Origin of the sequence: Salmonella sp. 2020_1395, assembly GCF_043848115.1 — a bacterium.
GTDB classification, from domain to species: Bacteria; Pseudomonadota; Gammaproteobacteria; order Enterobacterales; family Enterobacteriaceae; genus Salmonella; species Salmonella enterica.
On the sequence record NZ_JBCMFH010000017.1, the window covers coordinates 20,229 to 41,154 of the forward strand.

General features: G+C 53.3%; 19 protein-coding genes and 4 tRNA genes. 20 read left to right on the top strand and 3 right to left on the bottom strand.

Annotation, left to right across the window (positions count from 1 at the left end):
- Nucleotides 1-48 precede the first annotated feature (48 nt).
- Nucleotides 49-1,314 carry an ATP-dependent RNA helicase RhlB gene (gene rhlB, locus ACH0WD_RS20625; protein ID WP_000047525.1) on the bottom strand — a complete coding sequence of 422 codons (1,266 nt, stop codon included), beginning with the start codon at nt 1,312-1,314 and terminating at the stop codon, nt 49-51.
- Between the two features lie 143 nt (nt 1,315-1,457).
- On the opposite strand from rhlB, the gene trxA reads away from it, so the two are divergent.
- From trxA to ACH0WD_RS20725, 20 genes are all read left to right on the top strand, one after another.
- A complete protein-coding gene (gene trxA, locus ACH0WD_RS20630) occupies nt 1,458-1,787 on the top strand; it encodes a thioredoxin TrxA (RefSeq protein ID WP_001280776.1) in 330 nt (109 codons plus the stop codon).
- A gap of 247 nt (nt 1,788-2,034) precedes the next feature.
- On the top strand, nt 2,035-2,118 hold the full coding sequence (locus ACH0WD_RS20635; RefSeq protein ID WP_134820045.1) for a rho operon leader peptide: 84 nt from the start codon (nt 2,035-2,037) through the stop codon (nt 2,116-2,118).
- 87 nt (nt 2,119-2,205) lie between these two features.
- Nucleotides 2,206-3,465 (top strand): transcription termination factor Rho, encoded by a 1,260-nt coding sequence (gene rho / locus ACH0WD_RS20640; RefSeq protein WP_001054532.1) that lies wholly within the window; start codon nt 2,206-2,208, stop codon nt 3,463-3,465.
- A gap of 229 nt (nt 3,466-3,694) precedes the next feature.
- Nucleotides 3,695-4,798, top strand: a complete 1,104-nt coding sequence (gene wecA, locus ACH0WD_RS20645; RefSeq protein WP_000771937.1) for a UDP-N-acetylglucosamine--undecaprenyl-phosphate N-acetylglucosaminephosphotransferase — start codon at nt 3,695-3,697, stop codon at nt 4,796-4,798.
- 11 nt (nt 4,799-4,809) lie between these two features.
- Nucleotides 4,810-5,856 (top strand): ECA polysaccharide chain length modulation protein, encoded by a 1,047-nt coding sequence (gene wzzE / locus ACH0WD_RS20650; protein WP_000193420.1) that lies wholly within the window; start codon nt 4,810-4,812, stop codon nt 5,854-5,856.
- 55 nt (nt 5,857-5,911) lie between these two features.
- The gene (wecB, locus tag ACH0WD_RS20655; RefSeq protein WP_000866676.1) at nt 5,912-7,042 is read left to right on the top strand and encodes a non-hydrolyzing UDP-N-acetylglucosamine 2-epimerase; all 1,131 of its coding nucleotides are present in this window, start codon (nt 5,912-5,914) and stop codon (nt 7,040-7,042) included.
- The gene (gene wecC, locus ACH0WD_RS20660) at nt 7,039-8,301 is read left to right on the top strand and encodes a UDP-N-acetyl-D-mannosamine dehydrogenase (protein WP_000011233.1); all 1,263 of its coding nucleotides are present in this window, start codon (nt 7,039-7,041) and stop codon (nt 8,299-8,301) included. Before wecB ends, wecC begins: the two co-directional genes overlap by 4 nt.
- Complete coding sequence (gene rffG, locus ACH0WD_RS20665; RefSeq protein WP_000822143.1) at nt 8,301-9,368, top strand: dTDP-glucose 4,6-dehydratase; 1,068 nt, start codon at nt 8,301-8,303, stop codon at nt 9,366-9,368. The genes wecC and rffG overlap by 1 nt, the downstream gene beginning before the upstream one ends.
- Nucleotides 9,311-9,625: a sugar phosphate nucleotidyltransferase gene (locus ACH0WD_RS20670; RefSeq protein WP_223148968.1), complete on the top strand. Its 315-nt coding sequence runs from the start codon at nt 9,311-9,313 to the stop codon at nt 9,623-9,625. Before rffG ends, ACH0WD_RS20670 begins: the two co-directional genes overlap by 58 nt.
- Entirely contained in the window at nt 9,603-10,280 is a 678-nt protein-coding gene (gene rffC / locus ACH0WD_RS20675; RefSeq protein WP_001145154.1) for a dTDP-4-amino-4,6-dideoxy-D-galactose acyltransferase, read from the top strand. Before ACH0WD_RS20670 ends, rffC begins: the two co-directional genes overlap by 23 nt.
- A 4-nt stretch (nt 10,281-10,284) precedes the next feature.
- Nucleotides 10,285-11,415, top strand: a complete 1,131-nt coding sequence (gene rffA, locus ACH0WD_RS20680; RefSeq protein WP_000612080.1) for a dTDP-4-amino-4,6-dideoxygalactose transaminase — start codon at nt 10,285-10,287, stop codon at nt 11,413-11,415.
- A 1-nt stretch (nt 11,416) separates the two neighbouring features.
- Nucleotides 11,417-12,667: a lipid III flippase WzxE gene (gene wzxE / locus ACH0WD_RS20685; protein WP_000050290.1), complete on the top strand. Its 1,251-nt coding sequence runs from the start codon at nt 11,417-11,419 to the stop codon at nt 12,665-12,667.
- Nucleotides 12,664-13,743 carry a TDP-N-acetylfucosamine:lipid II N-acetylfucosaminyltransferase gene (locus ACH0WD_RS20690; protein WP_000217188.1) on the top strand — a complete coding sequence of 360 codons (1,080 nt, stop codon included), beginning with the start codon at nt 12,664-12,666 and terminating at the stop codon, nt 13,741-13,743. Before wzxE ends, ACH0WD_RS20690 begins: the two co-directional genes overlap by 4 nt.
- Entirely contained in the window at nt 13,740-15,098 is a 1,359-nt protein-coding gene (gene wzyE, locus ACH0WD_RS20695) for an ECA oligosaccharide polymerase (protein WP_000055611.1), read from the top strand. The genes ACH0WD_RS20690 and wzyE overlap by 4 nt, the downstream gene beginning before the upstream one ends.
- Entirely contained in the window at nt 15,095-15,835 is a 741-nt protein-coding gene (gene wecG, locus ACH0WD_RS20700; RefSeq protein WP_000183620.1) for a lipopolysaccharide N-acetylmannosaminouronosyltransferase, read from the top strand. The genes wzyE and wecG overlap by 4 nt, the downstream gene beginning before the upstream one ends.
- Before the next feature lie 205 nt (nt 15,836-16,040).
- Nucleotides 16,041-17,426: an amino acid permease gene (locus ACH0WD_RS20705; RefSeq protein ID WP_000818378.1), complete on the top strand. Its 1,386-nt coding sequence runs from the start codon at nt 16,041-16,043 to the stop codon at nt 17,424-17,426.
- A gap of 102 nt (nt 17,427-17,528) precedes the next feature.
- Nucleotides 17,529-17,605 (top strand) — tRNA-Arg (locus ACH0WD_RS20710).
- Between the two features lie 54 nt (nt 17,606-17,659).
- Nucleotides 17,660-17,735 (top strand) — tRNA-His (locus ACH0WD_RS20715).
- Nucleotides 17,736-17,755: 20 nt separating this feature from the next.
- Nucleotides 17,756-17,842 (top strand) — tRNA-Leu (locus ACH0WD_RS20720).
- Between the two features lie 42 nt (nt 17,843-17,884).
- Nucleotides 17,885-17,961, top strand: a tRNA-Pro gene (locus ACH0WD_RS20725).
- Nucleotides 17,962-18,542: 581 nt separating this feature from the next.
- Here the strand turns inward: ACH0WD_RS20725 and hemY are convergent.
- Both hemY and hemX read right to left on the bottom strand, forming a co-directional pair.
- Nucleotides 18,543-19,739, bottom strand: coding sequence for a protoheme IX biogenesis protein HemY (gene hemY, locus ACH0WD_RS20730; protein WP_031602463.1), 1,197 nt, complete (start codon nt 19,737-19,739; stop codon nt 18,543-18,545).
- A gap of 2 nt (nt 19,740-19,741) precedes the next feature.
- Complete coding sequence (hemX, locus tag ACH0WD_RS20735) at nt 19,742-20,911, bottom strand: uroporphyrinogen-III C-methyltransferase (protein ID WP_000138962.1); 1,170 nt, start codon at nt 20,909-20,911, stop codon at nt 19,742-19,744.
- Between the last annotated feature and the right edge of the window lie 15 nt (nt 20,912-20,926).

Sequence of the window (20,926 nt, forward strand, 5' to 3'; positions counted from 1 at the left end):
TGCCGCCTTGATACAGGCTAAATGATTTTGTGTATGGCATAACTTTTCTTAACCTGAACGACGACGATTACGCGGAGCGCCAGCGCGGCGCGGACCATTGCCAGGACGCGAACGCGTCAGACGCAACGGCTTGGGCAGATCGTTCATGAGCGCTTCCGGATTGTATTTGCTGACCGGAATCGAGTGGCCGATATAGCTCTCAATGGCGGGCAGATTCAGCGCATACTCTTCGCAAGCCAGGCTGATGGAATGTCCGCTGGCGCCAGCGCGACCGGTACGACCGATACGGTGAACATAGTCTTCACAATCGTCTGGCAGATCGTAGTTAAAGACGTGCGTTACGGCGGGGATATGCAACCCGCGCGCCGCGACATCGGTCGCCACAAGAATATCCAGATCGCCGCGGGTGAACTCATCCAGAATCCGCAGGCGCTTTTTCTGCGCGACGTCGCCGGTCAGCAGACCAACACGATGGCCATCTGCCGCCAGATGTCCCCAGATATCTTCGCAACGATGCTTGGTGTTGGCGAAAATAATGGCGCGATCCGGCCACTCTTCTTCGATCAGCGTTTGCAGTAAACGCATTTTCTCTTCATTAGAGGGGTAGAAAAGCTCTTCTTTAATGCGGTGGCCGGTCTTTTGCTCCGGTTCCACTTCAACATATTCGGCGTTGTTCATCTGTTCAAACGCCAGCTCGCGAACCCGATAAGACAGGGTGGCGGAGAACAACATGTTCAGACGCTGCGCAGCCGGCGGCATACGACGGAACAGCCAGCGGATATCTTTAATAAAGCCCAAATCGTACATGCGATCGGCTTCATCGAGTACGACGACCTGAATGGCGCCGAGGTTAATGTGGTTTTGTTTGGCGTAGTCGATCAGTCGGCCCGTCGTACCAATAAGAATATCAACGCCGCTTTCCAGCACTTTAAGCTGCTTGTCGTAACCATCGCCGCCGTAAGCCAGGCCTAATTTTAAGCCTGTCGCTTGCGCCAACGGCTCCGCGTCTGCGTGAATTTGTACGGCTAATTCACGCGTCGGCGCCATGATCAGCGCGCGCGGCTGGTTCACCTTGCGATCGTCGATCGCGGGATGAGAAAGTAAATAATGAAACGTTGACGTCAGAAACGCCATCGTTTTCCCGGTACCGGTTTGCGCCTGCCCTGCAACGTCACGACCCGCCAGCGTTAGCGGAAGGGCCAGTGCCTGAATGGGCGTACAATTATAAAACCCTTTTTTTTCAAGGGCTTCAACCACCTGTGGGTGCAGGGCGAAGTCGGAAAACTTCTGTTCTGTTAAATGTGTTTTGCTCATAGTGTGGTAGAATATCAGCTTACTATTGCTTTACGAAAGCGTATCCGGTGAAATAAAGTCAACCTTTGTTGGCGAAGTTAACATCAGCACCTCGTTGGTTAATGCTACACCAACACGCCAGGCTTATTCCTGTGGAGTTATATATGAGCGATAAAATTATTCACCTGACTGACGACAGTTTTGACACGGATGTACTCAAAGCGGACGGGGCTATCCTCGTTGATTTCTGGGCAGAGTGGTGCGGGCCGTGTAAAATGATCGCTCCGATTCTGGATGAAATCGCTGACGAATATCAGGGCAAATTGACCGTTGCCAAACTGAACATTGACCAGAACCCTGGTACTGCGCCTAAATATGGCATCCGCGGTATTCCGACTCTGCTGCTGTTTAAAAACGGCGAAGTGGCGGCAACCAAAGTAGGCGCACTGTCTAAAGGTCAGTTGAAAGAGTTTCTCGACGCCAATCTGGCGTAATACCTTTTATACGTCGAATGACAAAGGCGCTGTATGGTCAGGCGTCTGTCATTCGACGAATGATTAAGGTATCAGGCAGTTTCGTGGCGTCTGTTGTCCTTACGTTATTCTTAAATTGTCAGGATCTCTGGACGCCCGGTCTGAGTCGTGCTAAGTTAGTATTGACTTCGAATTAAACATACCTTATTAAGTTTGAATCTGGTTTTATCCGTCACTTCCCGTTTTTTCTCGCACGAGAAGTGGAAAGATTCCTGGCTCTTCGCTCATTCCGTCTTGTCGTTTCAGTTCTGCGTACTTTCCTGTGACCAGACAGCGAACAGACATGAGTTGATAGCCGTAAACAGGCATGGATGACCCTGCCATACCATTCACAACATTAAGTTCGAGATTTACCCCAAGTTTAAGAACTCACACCATTATGAATCTTACCGAATTAAAGAATACGCCGGTTTCTGAGCTGATCACTCTCGGCGAAAGTATGGGGCTGGAAAACCTGGCCCGTATGCGCAAGCAGGACATTATTTTTGCCATCCTGAAGCAGCACGCAAAGAGTGGCGAAGATATCTTTGGCGACGGTGTGCTGGAGATATTGCAGGATGGATTTGGTTTCCTCCGTTCTGCAGACAGCTCCTACCTCGCCGGTCCTGATGATATCTACGTTTCCCCCAGCCAAATCCGCCGTTTCAACCTCCGCACTGGTGATACCATTTCTGGTAAGATTCGCCCGCCGAAAGAAGGTGAACGCTATTTTGCGCTGTTGAAAGTTAACGAAGTTAACTACGACAAACCGGAAAACGCCCGTAACAAAATCCTCTTTGAGAACTTAACCCCGCTGCACGCAAACTCTCGTCTGCGTATGGAGCGTGGTAACGGTTCTACCGAAGACTTAACGGCGCGCGTTTTGGATCTGGCTTCGCCGATCGGTCGCGGCCAGCGCGGTCTGATTGTCGCGCCGCCGAAGGCGGGTAAAACCATGCTGCTGCAGAACATCGCGCAGAGCATCGCGTATAACCACCCAGACTGCGTGCTGATGGTGCTGCTGATTGACGAACGTCCGGAAGAAGTAACCGAGATGCAGCGTCTGGTGAAAGGCGAAGTTGTTGCCTCTACCTTTGACGAACCGGCATCCCGCCACGTTCAGGTTGCCGAAATGGTTATCGAGAAGGCGAAACGTCTGGTTGAACACAAGAAAGACGTCATCATCCTGCTCGACTCCATCACCCGTCTGGCGCGTGCCTACAACACCGTGGTGCCGGCTTCCGGTAAAGTATTGACCGGTGGTGTGGACGCTAACGCCCTGCATCGTCCGAAGCGTTTCTTCGGCGCGGCGCGTAACGTGGAAGAGGGCGGTAGCCTGACTATCATCGCGACGGCGCTGATCGATACCGGTTCCAAGATGGACGAAGTTATCTACGAAGAGTTTAAAGGCACCGGTAACATGGAGCTGCATCTCTCGCGTAAGATCGCTGAAAAACGTGTCTTCCCGGCTATCGACTACAACCGTTCCGGTACCCGTAAAGAAGAGCTGCTCACCACTCAGGAAGAGCTGCAGAAAATGTGGATCCTGCGTAAAATCATCCATCCGATGGGTGAAATTGACGCGATGGAATTCCTCATTAACAAACTGGCGATGACCAAAACTAATGACGACTTTTTCGAGATGATGAAGCGCTCATAACCTGGTCTTTACCTGAAAACGCCACGTTTTTACGTGGCGTTTTTGTTTTGCGATTCATCTTAGCGTCATGTCATATAAACTGGTCATCGGGATATGCGCTACAGAGTAACACCATGCACAATACACATTGTTTGCGGTAAAAAGTGTAATGTTCTAACAGGTCTCTTCTAGGAGCTGGCGTAACGCATTATACTTTAAGGAAATGATATATGCTGAGAGCACATACACTGTGAAGTTACTCACCGCTTTATCTGAGCTAATCAGTATTTTTTTATTCACAACCATTTTTATTTTTCTTGCGCGAAAAGTAGCCATAAAAATTGGTTTAGTGGATAAACCAAACTTTCGTAAACGACATCAGGGTGTTATCCCATTAGTCGGCGGGATTTCTGTGTTTGCAGGAATCTGCTTTATGTTTGGCCTCTCGGATTACTACATACCGCACTTATCGCTATATCTTATTTGCGCTGGTGTATTGGTTTTTGTTGGTGCGATGGATGACCGTTTTGATATCAGTGTAAAAATCCGTGCTGTGGTTCAGGCTGTTATTGCGGTTGTAATGATGGTTATCGCAAAACTTCACTTAGGTAGCCTTGGTTACATCTTTGGGCCTTGGGAGTTAGTGCTTGGCCCCTTTGGCTATTTCCTTACGCTGTTTGCGGTATGGGCGGCGATCAACGCTTTCAATATGGTTGACGGTATTGACGGCCTGCTAGGTGGGTTATCCAGCGTCTCATTTGCGGCGATGGGGCTGATTTTATGGTTTGATGGTCAGACTAGTCTGGCAATGTGGTGCTTTGCCATGATCGCCGCGATTCTGCCTTACATTATGCTTAATCTCGGTATTTTGGGGCGGCGTTATAAAGTCTTTATGGGCGATGCCGGTAGTACACTGATTGGCTTTACCGTCATCTGGCTCTTACTGGAAACGACGCAGGGGAAAACTCACTCTATCAGCCCGGTTACCGCGCTATGGATTATCGCTATTCCATTGATGGATATGGTGGCGATTATGTATCGCCGTCTGCGTAAAGGGATGAGCCCCTTTTCCCCTGATCGCCAACATATTCATCATTTGGTTATGCGAGCAGGGTTTACTTCCCGCCAGGCATTTGTTCTTATTACGCTCGCAGCGGCGATTCTGGCGGGAGTAGGCGTAACGGCAGAATACTCTCATTTTGTTCCTGAATGGGTTATGTTGGTGCTCTTTTTGCTAGCATTCTTCCTCTATGGCTACTGCATTAAGCGGGCCTGGAAGGTGGCGAGATTTATTAAGCGTGTGAAGCGTCGCCTGCGCAGGCAACGTGAGAACCGGCCAAACTTAACCAAGTAAATGAGGATACGATGACACAACCATTACCGGGGGCACGCGCGGTGAGCGCTGAAAATGAACTGGATATTCGCGGGTTGTTTCGTACTTTATGGGCTGGCAAATACTGGATTATCGGCATTGGCCTGCTATTTGCCCTTATCGCGTTAGCCTATACCTTTTTTGCTCGTCAGGAGTGGAGTGCGACGGCGATCACCGATCGCCCAACCGTAAATATGTTGGGCGGTTATTACTCCCAGCAGCAGTTTCTGCGCAACCTGGATATTAAGACCGATCCCTCTTCTTCCGATAAGCCCTCGGTGATGGATGAAGCGTATAAAGAGTTCATCATGCAACTTGCCTCCTGGGATACGCGTCGCGATTTCTGGTTACAGACGGACTATTACAAGCAGCGAATGGTCGGGAATAGCAAAGCTGATGCGGCGATGCTTGATGAACTAATCAATAACATACAGTTTACGCCCGGCGATTTTACACGCGCCATCAACGACAATGTGAAGCTGATTGCTGAAACTGCGCCGGACGCCAATAATCTGCTGCGTCAGTATGTCGCATTCGCCAGCCAGCGGGCGGCGAGCCATCTGAATGATGAATTAAAAGGTGCCTGGGCTGCGCGTACCGTGCAGATGAAAGCCCAGGTCAAACGGCAGGAAGAGGTTGCGAAAGCGATCTATTCGCGTCGTGTAAACAGTATTGAGCAGGCGCTCAAAATTGCGGAACAACATAATATTTCTCGTAGCGCGACGGATGTCCCGGCGGATGAATTACCGGACTCAGAGCTTTTTTTACTCGGTCGCCCTATGTTGCAGGCGCGTCTTGAAAATCTGCAAGCGGTTGGCCCTGCGTTCGATTTGGACTACTTTCAAAATCGGGCAATGTTGAATACGCTTAATGTGGGGCCGACCCTGGACCCTCGTTTTCAGACCTATCGTTATTTGCGTACGCCGGAAGAACCGGTAAAACGTGATAGCCCACGCCGAGCCTTCCTGATGATTATGTGGGGTATCGTTGGGGCGCTAATCGGTGCGGGCGTTGCCTTAACCCGTCGCCGCACGATTTAGCAACACCTCTGCAGTAGGGGGCTGGGCCCCTACTGTCTATTCGAAGAGAATCGATGTGAAAGTACTGACTGTATTTGGTACACGACCGGAGGCCATTAAGATGGCGCCTCTGGTCCATGCGCTGGAAAAAGATCCTCATTTCGAGGCCAAAGTATGCGTTACTGCGCAGCATCGGGAGATGCTTGATCAGGTATTAACTCTTTTTTCTATTGTGCCTGATTTCGATCTCAACATTATGCAGCCGGGACAGGGGTTGACGGAAATTACCTGCCGAATTCTGGAGGGATTAAAGCCGATCCTGGCAGATTTTAAACCTGATGTGGTGCTGGTTCATGGAGATACCACCACTACGATTGCTACCAGCCTGGCGGCTTTCTATCAACGAATTCCGGTAGGGCACGTAGAAGCTGGGTTGCGAACCGGCGATCTCTATTCCCCCTGGCCGGAAGAGGCAAACCGCACGCTGACCGGACATCTGGCGATGTACCACTTTGCGCCGACGGAAAACTCGCGGCAGAATCTGTTGCGGGAGAACATTCCGGATGAGCGCATTTTTGTCACTGGCAATACCGTTATCGACGCGCTGATCTGGGTACGCGATCGCGTTCTGACGAGCGATACATTACAGGCTGAACTGGCCGAGCAGTATCCTTTCCTCAACGCGAATAAGAAGATGATTTTGGTGACCGGTCATCGGCGTGAAAGCTTTGGTCAGGGCTTTGAGCATATCTGCCAGGCGCTGGCGGAAATCGCCGCCGCGAACCAGAATGTGCAAATTGTCTATCCGGTGCATCTCAATCCCAACGTCAGCGAACCTGTCAACCGTATCCTCGGCCATGTTGAAAACGTGGTACTGATTGAGCCGCAGGACTACTTACCTTTTGTCTGGCTGATGAATCACGCCTGGCTCATTCTGACCGATTCCGGCGGTATTCAGGAAGAAGCGCCGTCATTAGGTAAGCCGGTATTGGTCATGCGTGAAACCACAGAGCGTCCGGAAGCCATTACCGCAGGTACGGTAAGACTGATCGGCACGGACTCCCGGCGCATTGTGGCGGAAGTTATGCGTCTGCTGCACGACGAAAATGAATATCAAACCATGAGCCGCGCCCATAATCCTTATGGTGACGGGCAATCATGCGCGCGCATTTTACAGGCGTTAAAAAGTTATCGGGTATCGTTATGAGTTTTACGACCATTTCTGTTATTGGGCTGGGGTATATCGGATTACCGACTGCGGCCGCTTTTGCTTCCCGCCAGAAGCAGGTTATCGGCGTGGATATCAACCAACATGCGGTAGACACCATAAATCGCGGTGAAATTCACATCGTGGAGCCGGCGTTGGGCAATGTGGTGAAGATGGCGGTGGAGGGCGGCTTTCTGCGTGCGACGACGACACCTGTCGAGGCCGATGCGTACCTGATTGCCGTGCCGACGCCATTCAAAGGCGATCACGACCCTGACATGGCCTATGTGGAAGCCGCGGCGAAATCCATTGCGCCGGTATTAAAAAAAGGGGCACTGGTGATTCTGGAATCAACATCGCCGGTCGGCGCAACGGAGCAAATGGCCGGCTGGCTGGCCGGGATGCGCCCGGATCTGACCTTTCCCCAGCAGGCGGGCGAGCAGGCCGACGTGAATATCGCCTATTGTCCGGAGCGCGTGCTGCCGGGTCAGGTGATGGTGGAACTCATTAAAAATGACCGCGTGATTGGCGGTATGACGCCAGTATGTTCGGCTCGCGCCAGCGCGCTGTACAAAATTTTCCTTGAGGGCGAATGCGTTGTCACCAATTCGCGCACCGCAGAGATGTGCAAGCTGACGGAAAATAGCTTCCGTGATGTGAATATCGCTTTTGCGAATGAATTGTCGCTGATTTGCGCCGAACAGGGGATTAACGTCTGGGAATTGATCCGTCTGGCGAACCGCCATCCGCGCGTCAATATTCTGCAGCCGGGTCCAGGCGTTGGCGGGCACTGCATTGCGGTCGATCCGTGGTTTATTGTGGCGCAAAATCCGCAGCAGGCGAGACTGATTCGCACCGCGCGTGAAGTGAACGACGGCAAACCGCACTGGGTGGTCGATCAGGTAAAAGCCGCGGTCGCAGATTGCCTGGCGGCCACCGATAAACGCGCCAGCGAAGTGAAAATCGCCTGTTTTGGGCTGGCCTTTAAGCCGAATATCGACGATCTGCGCGAAAGCCCGGCGATGGGGATCGCGCAAAGTATCGCCCGCTGGCACAGCGGCGAAACCCTGGTCGTCGAACCGAATATCCATCAGTTGCCGAAAAAATTGGACGGACTTTGCACGCTGGCGAAACTGGACGCGGCGCTGGCCGCCGCCGATGTGCTGGTGATGCTGGTCGATCACGACGAATTTAAAGCGATTCCCGGCGATGCGGTTCATCAACGTTATGTGGTTGATACCAAAGGAGTCTGGCGCTGATGAAACGCATTCTGGTGACCGGCGGCGCAGGCTTTATCGGATCTGCGGTGGTGCGGCATATCATCCATGAAACGGCAGACGCGGTGGTGGTGGTGGATAAACTCACCTATGCGGGCAACCTGATGTCTCTGGCGTCGGTGGCGCAAAGCGACCGTTTCGCCTTTGAGAAGGTGGATATCTGCGATCGGGCATCACTGGAGCGAGTTTTCCAGCAGTATCAGCCCGATAGCGTGATGCACCTGGCGGCGGAAAGCCATGTAGACCGTTCCATCGACGGCCCGGCGGCGTTTATTGAAACGAATATCGTTGGTACTTACACCTTGCTGGAAGCCGCTCGCGCTTACTGGTCCGCGCTTGACGCGGACGCTAAAGCGGCGTTCCGCTTCCACCATATCTCCACCGATGAAGTGTATGGCGATCTGCATACTGCAGACGATTTCTTCACCGAAACCACGCCATATGCGCCAAGCAGTCCTTATTCCGCCTCCAAAGCCAGCAGCGACCATCTGGTACGCGCCTGGTTACGTACCTACGGTCTGCCTACGCTTGTCACCAACTGCTCTAATAACTACGGGCCCTACCATTTCCCGGAAAAACTGATCCCGCTGATGATTCTGAACGCGCTGGCGGGTAAACCATTGCCGGTCTATGGCAACGGTCAGCAAATTCGCGACTGGCTGTATGTAGAGGATCATGCCCGTGCGTTGTATCACGTGGTGACGAACGGTGCGGTGGGCGAAACGTATAATATCGGTGGTCATAACGAACGTAAAAATCTGGATGTGGTCAGGACGATCTGCGCTCTGCTGGAAGAACTGGCCCCGCAAAAACCGCAGGGTGTAGCGAATTATCACGATCTGATTACCTTCGTCGACGATCGACCCGGCCATGACTTACGTTATGCCATCGACGCGTCGAAAATCGCCCGCGAGCTGGGCTGGACGCCGCAGGAAACCTTCGAAAGCGGGATGCGAAAAACCGTTCAGTGGTATCTCGCCAATGAGGCCTGGTGGAAACCCGTGCAGGATGGCAGTTATCAGGGCGAACGCTTAGGTCTGAAACGCTAAACGGCAGGTTCTTACTCCTGGAGGAGAAACGAATGAAAGGCATCATTCTGGCGGGAGGTTCCGGTACCCGGTTGCATCCCATTACGCGCGGCGTATCAAAGCGCCAGGGCTTCAAAATTGCCTGTCTGGAGGAGATTGCCTGGCGCAACGGCTGGCTGGATGATGATGGTTTGAAACGCGCCGCCAGTCAGCTTGAAAAAACCGGCTATGGCCAATATTTACTGGAGTTGCTCCGTGCCCGTCCGCGCCAGTATTGAACCGTTACTCTGGGAAAATACGTTTTTTGGCGTGAATAGCGGCATTGTGCGTATCGATGCCTCAGCGCCCGAATTAACGCCAGAAGCGCTGCAGGCGTGGCAACGCGTGCAGGTAAAAGTGCCGGCTGAAAACATCGCCTGGCTGTCGGCGTTGCAATCGCTGGGATTCTCTTTGGTTGAAGGCGAGGTGGATTTTGCGTTGCCGGTAAAAGGGCATCGCGACCAGCATGGCGCGGAAATTGCACATCTTAAAGACATTCCTGCTTTGCGTCAGTTGGCCGGAGAGGCGTTTACGCAGAGTCGTTTTCGCGCGCCGTGGTATGCGCCCGACGCCAGCGCCCGTTTTTACGCCCAGTGGATTGAGAATGCGGTACGCGGCACGTTTGATCACCAATGCCTGGTGCTTCGCACGGAGACAGGCGCTATCCGCGGTTACGTCTCGCTGCGGGAATTGAATGATACCGACGCGCGCATCGGTCTGTTGGCCGGACGCGGCGCGGGAGCGGAACTTATGCAGGCGGCGATCTGTTGGGCGCAGAGTCGCGGCAAAGCAACATTGCGGGTGGCGACCCAGTTGGGCAACACCGCCGCGCTTAAACGTTACATACAAAGCGGTGCCAACATCGAAAGCACTGCGTACTGGTTATACAGGTGACAACATGATTCCTTTTAATGCGCCGCCGGTGGTGGGAACCGAACTCGAATACATGCAGTCTGCAATGAGCAGCGGCAAACTGTGCGGCGACGGCGGCTTTACGCGTCGTTGCCAGCAGTGGCTGGAGCAACATTTCGGCAGCGCGAAGGTGTTGCTAACGCCTTCCTGTACCGCATCGCTGGAGATGGCGGCTCTGTTGTTGGATATTCAGCCCGGCGATGAAGTGATCATGCCGAGCTTTACGTTTGTCTCCACCGCTAACGCTTTTGTCCTGCGCGGCGCGAAAATTGTATTTGTCGATATTCGTCCGGATACGATGAATATTGACGAAACGCTGATTGAGGCGGCGATTACTGATAAAACCCGCGCTATCGTGCCGGTACACTACGCTGGCGTCGCTTGTGAAATGGATGTCATCATGGCGCTGGCGGATAAGTATAATCTGTTCGTTGTCGAGGATGCCGCCCAGGGTGTGATGTCCACGTACAAAGGACGCGCGTTAGGGACGATCGGTCACATCGGCTGTTTTAGCTTCCATGAAACCAAAAATTACACCGCTGGCGGCGAAGGCGGCGCGACGCTGATCAACGATCGTACGCTGATTGAACGCGCGGAGATCATCCGCGAAAAAGGCACCAACCGTAGCCAGTTCTTCCGTGGTCAGGTGGATAAATACACCTGGCGGGATATCGGCTCCAGTTATTTGATGTCCGATCTGCAGGCTGCCTATCTGTGGGCGCAACTGGAGGCCGCCGATCGTATCAATCAACAGCGTCTGTCGCTGTGGCAGACTTACTACGATGCGTTAACGCCGCTGGCGCGCGCCGGGCGTATCGAGCTGCCTTCTATTCCGGAAAACTGCGGGCATAATGCCCATATGTTTTACATCAAACTGCGGGATATCGCCGATCGCAGCGCGCTGATTAATTTCCTGAAAGAGGCGGAAATCATGGCGGTATTCCATTACATTCCGCTGCATGATTGTCCGGCGGGCGATAAATTCGGCGAGTTTATCGGGGACGATGTCTACACCACAAAAGAGAGCGAACGTTTGCTGCGTCTGCCGCTGTTTTATAACCTTGCGCCCGTCGATCAACGAACGGTGATTACTACCTTGCTAAATTATTTCTCCTGATATGTCGCTTGCTAAAGCCTCCCTGTGGACGGCGGTCAGTACGCTGGTAAAAATTGGCGCCGGACTGCTGGTGGTGAAACTACTGGCCGTCTCTTTTGGCCCGGCGGGCGTGGGACAAGCGGGTAACTTCCGCCAGATGATCACCGTGCTGGGCGTATTGGCTGGTGCCGGGATATTTAACGGCGTTACCAAACTCGTCGCACAACATCATGATGACCCGGCGCAGTTACGTACCGTGGTGGGAACCTCCTCCGCGATGGTATTGGGGTTCTCTACGCTGCTGGCGCTGGTCTTCCTGCTGGCGGCGGCGCCGATTAGCCAGGGATTGTTCGGTCACACGGACTATCAAGGGCTGGTGCGTCTGGTTGCGCTGGTACAAATGGGGATCGCCTGGGCGAACCTGCTGCTGGCGCTAATGAAGGGCTTTCGTGACGCGTCGGGTAATGCCTTATCGTTAATTGTCGGCAGCTTTTTGGGCGTCGCCGCCTGGTATCTCTGCTACCGTGTCGGCGGTTATGAAGGCGCTCTGCTTGGTCTGGCGCTGGTGCCGGCGCTGGTAGTAGTACCAGCCGGTATGATACTGATTAAGCGCGGCACCGTCCCGCTACGCTATCTCAAGCCCTCCTGGGACAATGGTCTGGCAGGGCAGCTCAGTAAATTTACCCTGATGGCGCTGATTACCTCCGTTACGATGCCGGTCGCCTATGTGATGATGCGAAACCAACTGGCCGCGCACTATAGCTGGAGCGATGTCGGGATCTGGCAGGGCGTAAGCAGTATTTCTGACGCCTATCTGCAATTTATCACCGCCTCCTTCAGCGTTTACCTGTTACCCACGCTCTCACGCCTGACGGAAAAACAGGACATTACGCGTGAAGTGGTAAAAGCGCTGAAATTTGTTTTACCAGCGGTTGCGGCGGCGAGTTTTACCGTCTGGCTACTGCGCGATTTTGCTATCTGGCTGCTTTTTTCCGCCAAATTCACCGCGATGCGCGATCTGTTCGCCTGGCAGTTAGTGGGCGACGTGCTGAAAGTCGGCGCCTATGTTTTCGGTTATCTGGTGATTGCCAAAGCGTCGTTGCGATTTTACATTCTGGCTGAAATTAGCCAGTTCATTCTGTTAACGGTGTTCGCTCACTGGCTGATTCCCGCTCACGGCGCGCTGGGTGCGGCACAGGCTTATATGGCCACCTATATTGTCTATTTTTCACTTTGTTGCGGCGTATTTTTACTCTGGCGTAGGCGAGCATGACTGTACTGATTCACGTCCTGGGATCGGATATCCCTCACCATAACCACACCGTGCTGCGGTTTTTCAATGATACGCTGGCCGCCACAAGCGAGCACGCGCGCGAATTTATGGTTGCCGGCGAGGATAACGGCTTCACGGAAAGCTGTCCGGCGCTCTCGCTTCGTTTTTATGGCAGTAAGAAAGCGCTGGCGCAGGCGGTCATCGCCAAAGCGAAAGCAAATCGTCGACAAAGATTCTTCTTTCACGGTCAGTTCAACACCAGCCTGTGGCTGGCGCTGTTAAGCGGCGGTATTAAGCCAGCTCAGTTTTACTGGCATATCTGGGGCGCGGATCTCTACGAAGTGTCCCACGGGCTGAAATTCCGCCTTTTCTACCCGCTTCGTCGTATCGCGCAGGGGCGAGTAGGGGGCGTATTCGCGACGCGCGGCGATCTCAGCTATTTTGCGCGCCAGCACCCGGGCGTACGCGGCGAGTTGCTCTATTTCCCGACGCGCATGGACCCTTCCCTGAATGCTATGGCAAAAGAGCGCCAACGTGCGGGGAAATTGACCATTTTGGTAGGGAACTCCGGCGATCGCAGTAACCAACATATTGCGGCGTTACGGGCGGTGTATCAGCAGTTTGGCGACACGGTAAACGTGGTGGTGCCGATGGGCTATCCGGCCAATAACCAGGCCTATATTGATGAGGTTCGTCAGGCCGGTCTGGCGCTATTTAGCGCCGAAAATCTACAAATTCTTAGCGAAAAAATGGAATTTGATACCTATCTTGCGCTGTTGCGCCAGTGCGACCTCGGTTATTTTATTTTTGCCCGCCAACAGGGGATCGGGACGTTATGTCTGCTAATTCAGGCCGATATCCCGTGCGTACTGAACCGCGACAATCCTTTCTGGCAGGATATGGCGGAACAGCATCTGCCCGTCCTGTTTACCACGGACGATCTTAATGAGCAGGTCGTGCGCGAGGCGCAGCGTCAGCTCGCATCGGTAGATAAAAGCGGCATCACCTTCTTTAGCCCCAACTACCTGCAACCGTGGCATAATGCGTTGAGAATCGCCGCAGGAGAAGCCGAATGAGTTTAATGCAATTCAGCGGGCTGCTGGTGGTCTGGCTGCTCTCTACGCTGTTTATCGCCACGCTGACCTGGTTTGAATTCCGCCGCGTGCGTTTTAACTTCAACGTTTTCTTTTCGTTGCTGTTTTTGTTGACCTTCTTTTTTGGTTTTCCGCTAACCAGCGTGCTGGTATTTCGTTTCGACGTTGGCGTCGCGCCGCCGGAAATCTTATTGCAGGCTCTATTATCCGCCGCCTGTTTCTACGGCGTGTATTACGTGACCTATAAAACGCGTTTACGCAAACGCGTTGTGGATGTACCACGCAAGCCGCTATTTACCATGAACCGGGTGGAAACCCACCTTACCTGGGTGATCCTGATGGGCATCGCGCTGGTGAGCGTGGCGATTTTCTTTATGCATAACGGCTTTTTGCTGTTCCGGCTGCACTCCTACAGCCAGATCTTTTCCAGCGAAGTCTCCGGCGTGGCGTTAAAACGGTTCTTCTATTTCTTCATTCCGGCGATGCTGGTGGTCTATTTCCTGCGCCAGGACAGCAAAGCGTGGCTGTTCTTTCTGGTGAGCACCGTCGCGTTTGGCCTGTTGACCTACATGATTGTCGGCGGCACGCGCGCTAACATCATTATTGCGTTTGCTATCTTCCTGTTTATCGGCATTATTCGGGGCTGGATCAGCCTGTGGATGCTGGTGGCGGCGGGCGTGCTGGGGATTGTCGGTATGTTCTGGCTGGCGCTCAAACGCTACGGATTAAATGTGAGCGGCGATGAGGCGTTCTATACGTTTCTTTATCTGACGCGCGATACCTTTTCGCCGTGGGAGAATCTGGCGCTGCTGTTGCAAAATTACCACAATATCGATTTTCAGGGGCTGGCCCCTATCGTGCGTGATTTCTACGTCTTTATTCCCACCTGGTTATGGCCGGGACGACCCAGTATCGTGCTGAATTCTGCGAATTACTTCACCTGGGAAGTCCTGAACAACCATTCTGGCCTGGCGATATCGCCAACGCTTATCGGATCGCTGGTGGTCATGGGCGGGGCGCTGTTTATTCCGCTCGGCGCGATCGTCGTCGGGCTGATTATCAAATGGTTCGACTGGCTGTATGAACTGGGTAACCGGGAGCCCAATCGCTATAAGGCGGCGATTCTGCACAGTTTCTGCTTTGGCGCCATCTTTAATATGATTGTGCTGGCGCGAGAAGGGCTGGATTCGTTTGTTTCGCGCGTGGTTTTCTTCCTGGTGGTTTTTGGCGCCAGCCTGCTGGTCGCTAAGCTTCTGTTCTGGTTATTTGATAGCGCCGGACTGATTCATAAACGTACAACTTCGCTCCCTCAGGCACAGGTGGAAGGAAAACTATGACCAATAATGCCGCTGCGCCCCTTTACTCGCTGCGCGGGTTACCTCTGATTGGCTGGCGCGACATGTCACATGCGCTGAATTATCTGTTTGCCGATGGTCAACTGAAGCAAGGCACGTTGGTGGCGATCAACGCCGAAAAGCTGCTGACGGCGGAAGATAATCCGGAAGTCCGCGCGTTGATAGCGGCGGCGGAATTTAAATATGCCGATGGCATCAGCGTGGTGCGTTCAATACGTAAAAAATTTCCGCAGGCGCAGGTTTCTCGTGTGGCTGGCGCCGACCTTTGGGAAGCGTTAATGGCGCGCGCGGGGAAAGAAGGCACACCGGTATTTCTTGTCGGCGGCAAGCCTGAGGTGCTGGCGCAGACGGAAGCAAAACTGCGGACGCAGTGGAACGTCAATATTGTGGGTAGCCAGGACGGTTACTTTACGCCGGAGCAGCGTCAGGCGCTATTTGCGCGTATCCATGCCAGCGGCGCGAAAATTGTCACCGTCGCGATGGGATCGCCAAAACAGGAATTGCTAATGCGCGATTGTCGGGAAGTGCATCCCCATGCGCTATATATGGGGGTGGGCGGTACCTATGATGTGTTTACCGGTCACGTCAAACGCGCCCCAAAAATATGGCAGAACCTGGGGCTGGAGTGGTTGTATCGTCTGCTTTCTCAACCGAAGCGTATTACCCGCCAGGTGCGTCTGCTGCGCTACCTTCGCTGGCACTATACTGGCGATCTCTAATTCTCCCTTCTGATGACTTGAGCAGCGGATTGTGCTTATGGCGCTGCTCATTTACAACATAATCGATGATTTCTTACACAATAAGTGCATTTTTTAATGCTCCATTTGCCATTTGTCCAAATTTAAGAAAATATTCGCAACAATCGATGTACCCATAACAATAACCGGTACTACCGGAACCGTTGCAAACACGACATGAGGATTTATGGCAGAGAAAAAACCGGAGCTACAGCGTGGGCTGGAAGCTCGTCATATTGAATTGATTGCCCTCGGGGGCACCATCGGCGTCGGACTCTTTATGGGCGCCGCCAGTACGCTGAAATGGGCGGGCCCGTCAGTGCTGCTGGCGTATATCATCGCCGGATTGTTCGTCTTTTTCATCATGCGTTCGATGGGGGAGATGCTCTTTCTGGAACCTGTTACCGGCTCCTTTGCCGTGTACGCCCACCGGTATATGAGTCCTTTTTTTGGCTATCTTACCGCCTGGTCATACTGGTTTATGTGGATGGCGGTCGGGATCTCGGAAATTACCGCCATTGGGGTCTACGTCCAGTTCTGGTTTCCGGAGATGGCGCAGTGGATACCGGCGCTGATTGCCGTCGGACTGGTCGCGTTGGCGAATCTGGCTGCGGTGCGCCTGTATGGTGAAATCGAGTTCTGGTTTGCGATGATCAAAGTCACCACGATTATTGTGATGATCATCATCGGTCTGGGGGTGATTTTCTTCGGCTTTGGTAACGGCGGCCAGGCGATTGGCTTTGGTAATCTGACCGAGCATGGCGGCTTTTTTGCCGGCGGCTGGAAAGGCTTTCTGACCGCATTATGTATCGTGGTGGCCTCTTATCAAGGGGTTGAGTTGATCGGTATTACCGCCGGTGAAGCGAAGAATCCGCAGGTGACGTTGCGTAGCGCGGTGGGTAAAGTGCTGTGGCGTATCCTGATTTTTTATGTTGGCGCGATTTTCGTGATCGTCACCATTTTCCCGTGGAATGAGATTGGCAGCAACGGCAGCCCCTTTGTGCTCACCTTCGCGAAAATCGGCATCACCGCCGCGGCAGGCATTATCAACTTTGTCGTGCTGACGGCGGCGCTCTCCGGCTGTAACAGCGGAATGTATAGCTGTGGGCGTATGCTTTACGCGCTGGCGAAAAACCGTCAACTGCCGGCGGCAGTCGCGAAAGTCTCTCGCCACGGCGTGCCGGTCGCGGGCGTGGCGCTCTCTATTTTGATTTTGCTGGTAGGTTCTTGCCTGAACTACATCATCCCCAATCCGCAGCGCGTCTTTGTTTACGTTTATAGCGCCAGCGTACTGCCGGGGATGGTGCCGTGGTTTGTCATTCTGATTAGCCAACTGCGCTTTCGTCGGGCGCATAAAGAAGCGATTGCGGATCATCCTTTTCGTTCCATTATGTTTCCGTGGGCGAACTATTTGACGATGGCGTTTCTGGTTTGCGTTTTAATCGGCATGTACTTTAATGAAGATACGCGCATGTCGCTGTTTGTCGGCGTCATCTTCCTGCTGGCCGTCACGCTGGTCTACAAAGTTTTCGGTCTGAATCGTCACGGAACCGCCCACAAGGTGGGGGAATAAGCGCCAAAATGCGCAAAGCATAACCAAATGCGCATTTTATTTAAAAAGGCACTGGACAGCGGGGTGTGAAGTCCGTATTATCCACCCCCGCAACGGCGCTAAGCGCCCGTAGCTCAGCTGGATAGAGCGCTGCCCTCCGGAGGCAGAGGTCTCAGGTTCGAATCCTGTCGGGCGTACCATTTATTTAGGTGCTTGAGCTGCGGTGGTTTAATACCGCGTAAAAAGTTTCAGTGGTGGCTATAGCTCAGTTGGTAGAGCCCTGGATTGTGATTCCAGTTGTCGTGGGTTCGAATCCCATTAGCCACCCCATTAATATAGAGTTGTGAAACGCGAAGGTGGCGGAATTGGTAGACGCGCTAGCTTCAGGTGTTAGTGTCCTTACGGACGTGGGGGTTCAAGTCCCCCCCCTCGCACCACGACTCAATGAATTGAACTAAAAATTCAAAAAAGCAGTATATCGGCGAGTAGCGCAGCTTGGTAGCGCAACTGGTTTGGGACCAGTGGGTCGGAGGTTCGAATCCTCTCTCGCCGACCAATTTTGAACCCCGCTTCGGCGGGGTTTTTTGTTTTCTGTTCATTTTCAACTACTTATCCCGCACGTGTTGCCATTATGGTTTATTGGCGATATCCCAGACTTTATTTGTCGCTATTCGGTGACGAATAATCTATTGATTTATAATCACTTTATAAAAAGCATCCTGTTCTGTCTCCGCCGGGCGACATGCTAAAACCTCGCCAGCGGCGGGGGGATGACAATCGCGTGAATTCTCTACGTTTTTTTAATGCCTGCGCCTGTTTTTTAGCGGTGCAAAGATGGTACGTTATGTGCAATAATGTACGGGTAGATGCTCATTCCATCTCTTATGTTCGCCTTCTGGCCTCATAAACTCAGGAATGATGCAGAGCCGTTTACGGTGCTTATCGTCCACTGACAGATGTCGCTTACGCCTCATCAAACACCCTGGACACAACGTTGAGTGAAGCACCCCTTTATGTTGTCATACAGACCTGTTTTGACGCCTGCCTCTTAACCGGGCAGGCGTTTTTTTATGCATTCCGAATGATTTTGCGTAGGCGGTAAGCCCGGTAAGCGAAGCGCCACCGGGCAAGAGGGAATTACTGCGGGGGATTGTTCTGTAATGTCAGCATCAAGCCATCGCGCCGCATGGCGGCGGCCTCTTCCGGTTGATGCAGTCGATCAAGCGCATCGGCAAGCCAGGCATAATCATACGCGTCCGGGCGTTGTTTCAGCGCGGCGCGGAAAGCCAGAGTCGCCTCCTGCCATTCACCGTGTTTCATTAGCGACTGGCCGAGCGTGCTCCATAACAGCGGGCGATCGCCTACCGTCTTGATTTGCTGACGCAGCACTTTCTCCAGTTGTTCCGGATTATTGGTTCTGAGGCGAGGAATGGGCAGCACCAGCCGATCGTCATACTGGCGTTTCAGACCGTCGATGATAATCTGCTGCGCCATATCATGATCGTCACACTCGATCAGATGCTCGGCCATTGCGACCTGCAGCGCCACCTGATGGCGGGTTTTACGGCTTTGGTTTTTCCACCAGGTGCGTAATCCTTCGCTGCCCTGCTCGGCACGCGCCTGATCCATGAGTCCTATCCACGCCTGTTGTTCGAGCATGGCGCGATGCGCTTCATCGCCGACGTGCGCTTTCGCCATGGATGGGATGATATCCAGTAAAGAACTCCATGCGCTGGTGCGAATATAGGCCTGCTCCGCCAGACGCAGAACTTCCGGGTGACGCGGCGTGACCTCCAGCAGTTTGTCCACGCCGTGACGCGCTGCGTGATTTTCATTGCGCGCCAGCTGTAAGCGCACGCGCGTGATCTCGACCGGGATGGTGTCGTTCCCCGCCAGCTCTGCCGCACGTTCAAGGTGCTGATTAGCGCGTGCTTCATCGCCGCGCTGCTGCGCCGCTTCTGCCGCCAGCAGATAATTTACCACCGGTTGTTCAGCATGGTCGGCATTTTTTGACATCAGCTTTTCAACCTGCTGATAGTCGCCCTCCGCCAGCTTCAGCAGCGCCTGTTCGGTCTGCTTGCGAGCGCGACGGCGTTTACGACCGGCAAACCAACCGCGGGTGTGCGTGCCGGTACGAAACAGACGGCGTAGTAACCACTCAATGGCGAATAGCACCACCATAGCGACGATGAGAATGATCGCCAGGCCGGTGACGCTGGTTTCAATGTTGTAGGTATCGGTCTGGATTAACACATAGCCCTGGTGACCGGCTATCATCGGGCCGACCACGATACCCGCGAGCAACAACACAAAGAGCAATAATACTTTTAGCATCATTATTCTCCTTGCGGCGCGGCTGCCGGAGCGTCTGTCTGCGTGGCAGGCGCTGCCGTAGAGACTGTCGGTTGCGCCAGCAGATTACGCACGCGGGTTTGCATCAGTTTTTCAAGAATCGCCTGGCTTCCCAGAGTTTCCGGCAGATCCATCGTGATATTTTGCTGGCTTAATTTATCGACTTCCTCCAGGAAAGCTTTTGTCGCGGCGTCGTCAGTATCGTAATAAGCGCGAACCCAGGTCGAAACGTTATCCAGCGCCTGACGGTATGTTTCTTCCTGATGGCGTGGCACGGCCTGCGCGGCGACTAACAGGCGGGAGCGAATATTTTCGCGTAAATAGACGTCCTGGTTGGGCGCCAACAGCGGTACGGCGGTATCATCGCGGCGACGAATGGTAATAAAGCTGTCCATAAAGTTCTGCCAGCTTTTTTGCAGGTTAACGCGCCATTCGCTTAGCGAGCTGGACAGCTCGCTGCTGTCTGAATCCATCGGCGAACCATCGGTATCGTTATCCGCCAGACGCAGGTTATCGATTTGGTTAGAGAGCTGATTGAGTTTGAGAATAATGCCGTCGTAGTCGATCTGCGCAACGGATGACAGGCTGGCGATATCGTCAGTAATCGCGCGTCGTGCGGTAATCAGGCTGGGGTCGTTCATGTCCGCCAGACTGGCGTCAGCGCTTTTGAGCAGCGCAGCGGCGGTAGTGACGTCCTGATCGCTCCACAGCTTACGTCCGGCGAGTTTCACCAGGAAATCAGCCTGCGCCAGCAGCCAGGTTTTAGCATCGCTGCCGGAAATGGTGGCGACTTTTTGTTGTACTTCATCAAGCTGTTTCGCCAGCGCCGCCTGTTGGCGATTCGCGTCATCTAACTGCGCCGCTTGTTTTTTGATAATCCCTTCCAGCTCCGCTTTTTGGCTCTCCTGCGCCTTTTGCAAGGCGGTCAGTTGCGTCGCCAGCGCATCGCTGGTTTCCGTTTGCGCGGTTGCTTGCTGTTTCCCCCAGCCATAAAGCCCAATACCTGCCGCCAGGGCAATCGCAATCGCCACCGCGCTTAATACCAGCGCGGCGCCGTTCTTACTTTTTTTCTCGGTATTAACTGGCTGTGGCGTGGTTTCCACGCTCTCCCTGGTCTCATCAACCACGGCGGAGGATTTTTCTTGTTCCGTCATTATGGCATCCCATTA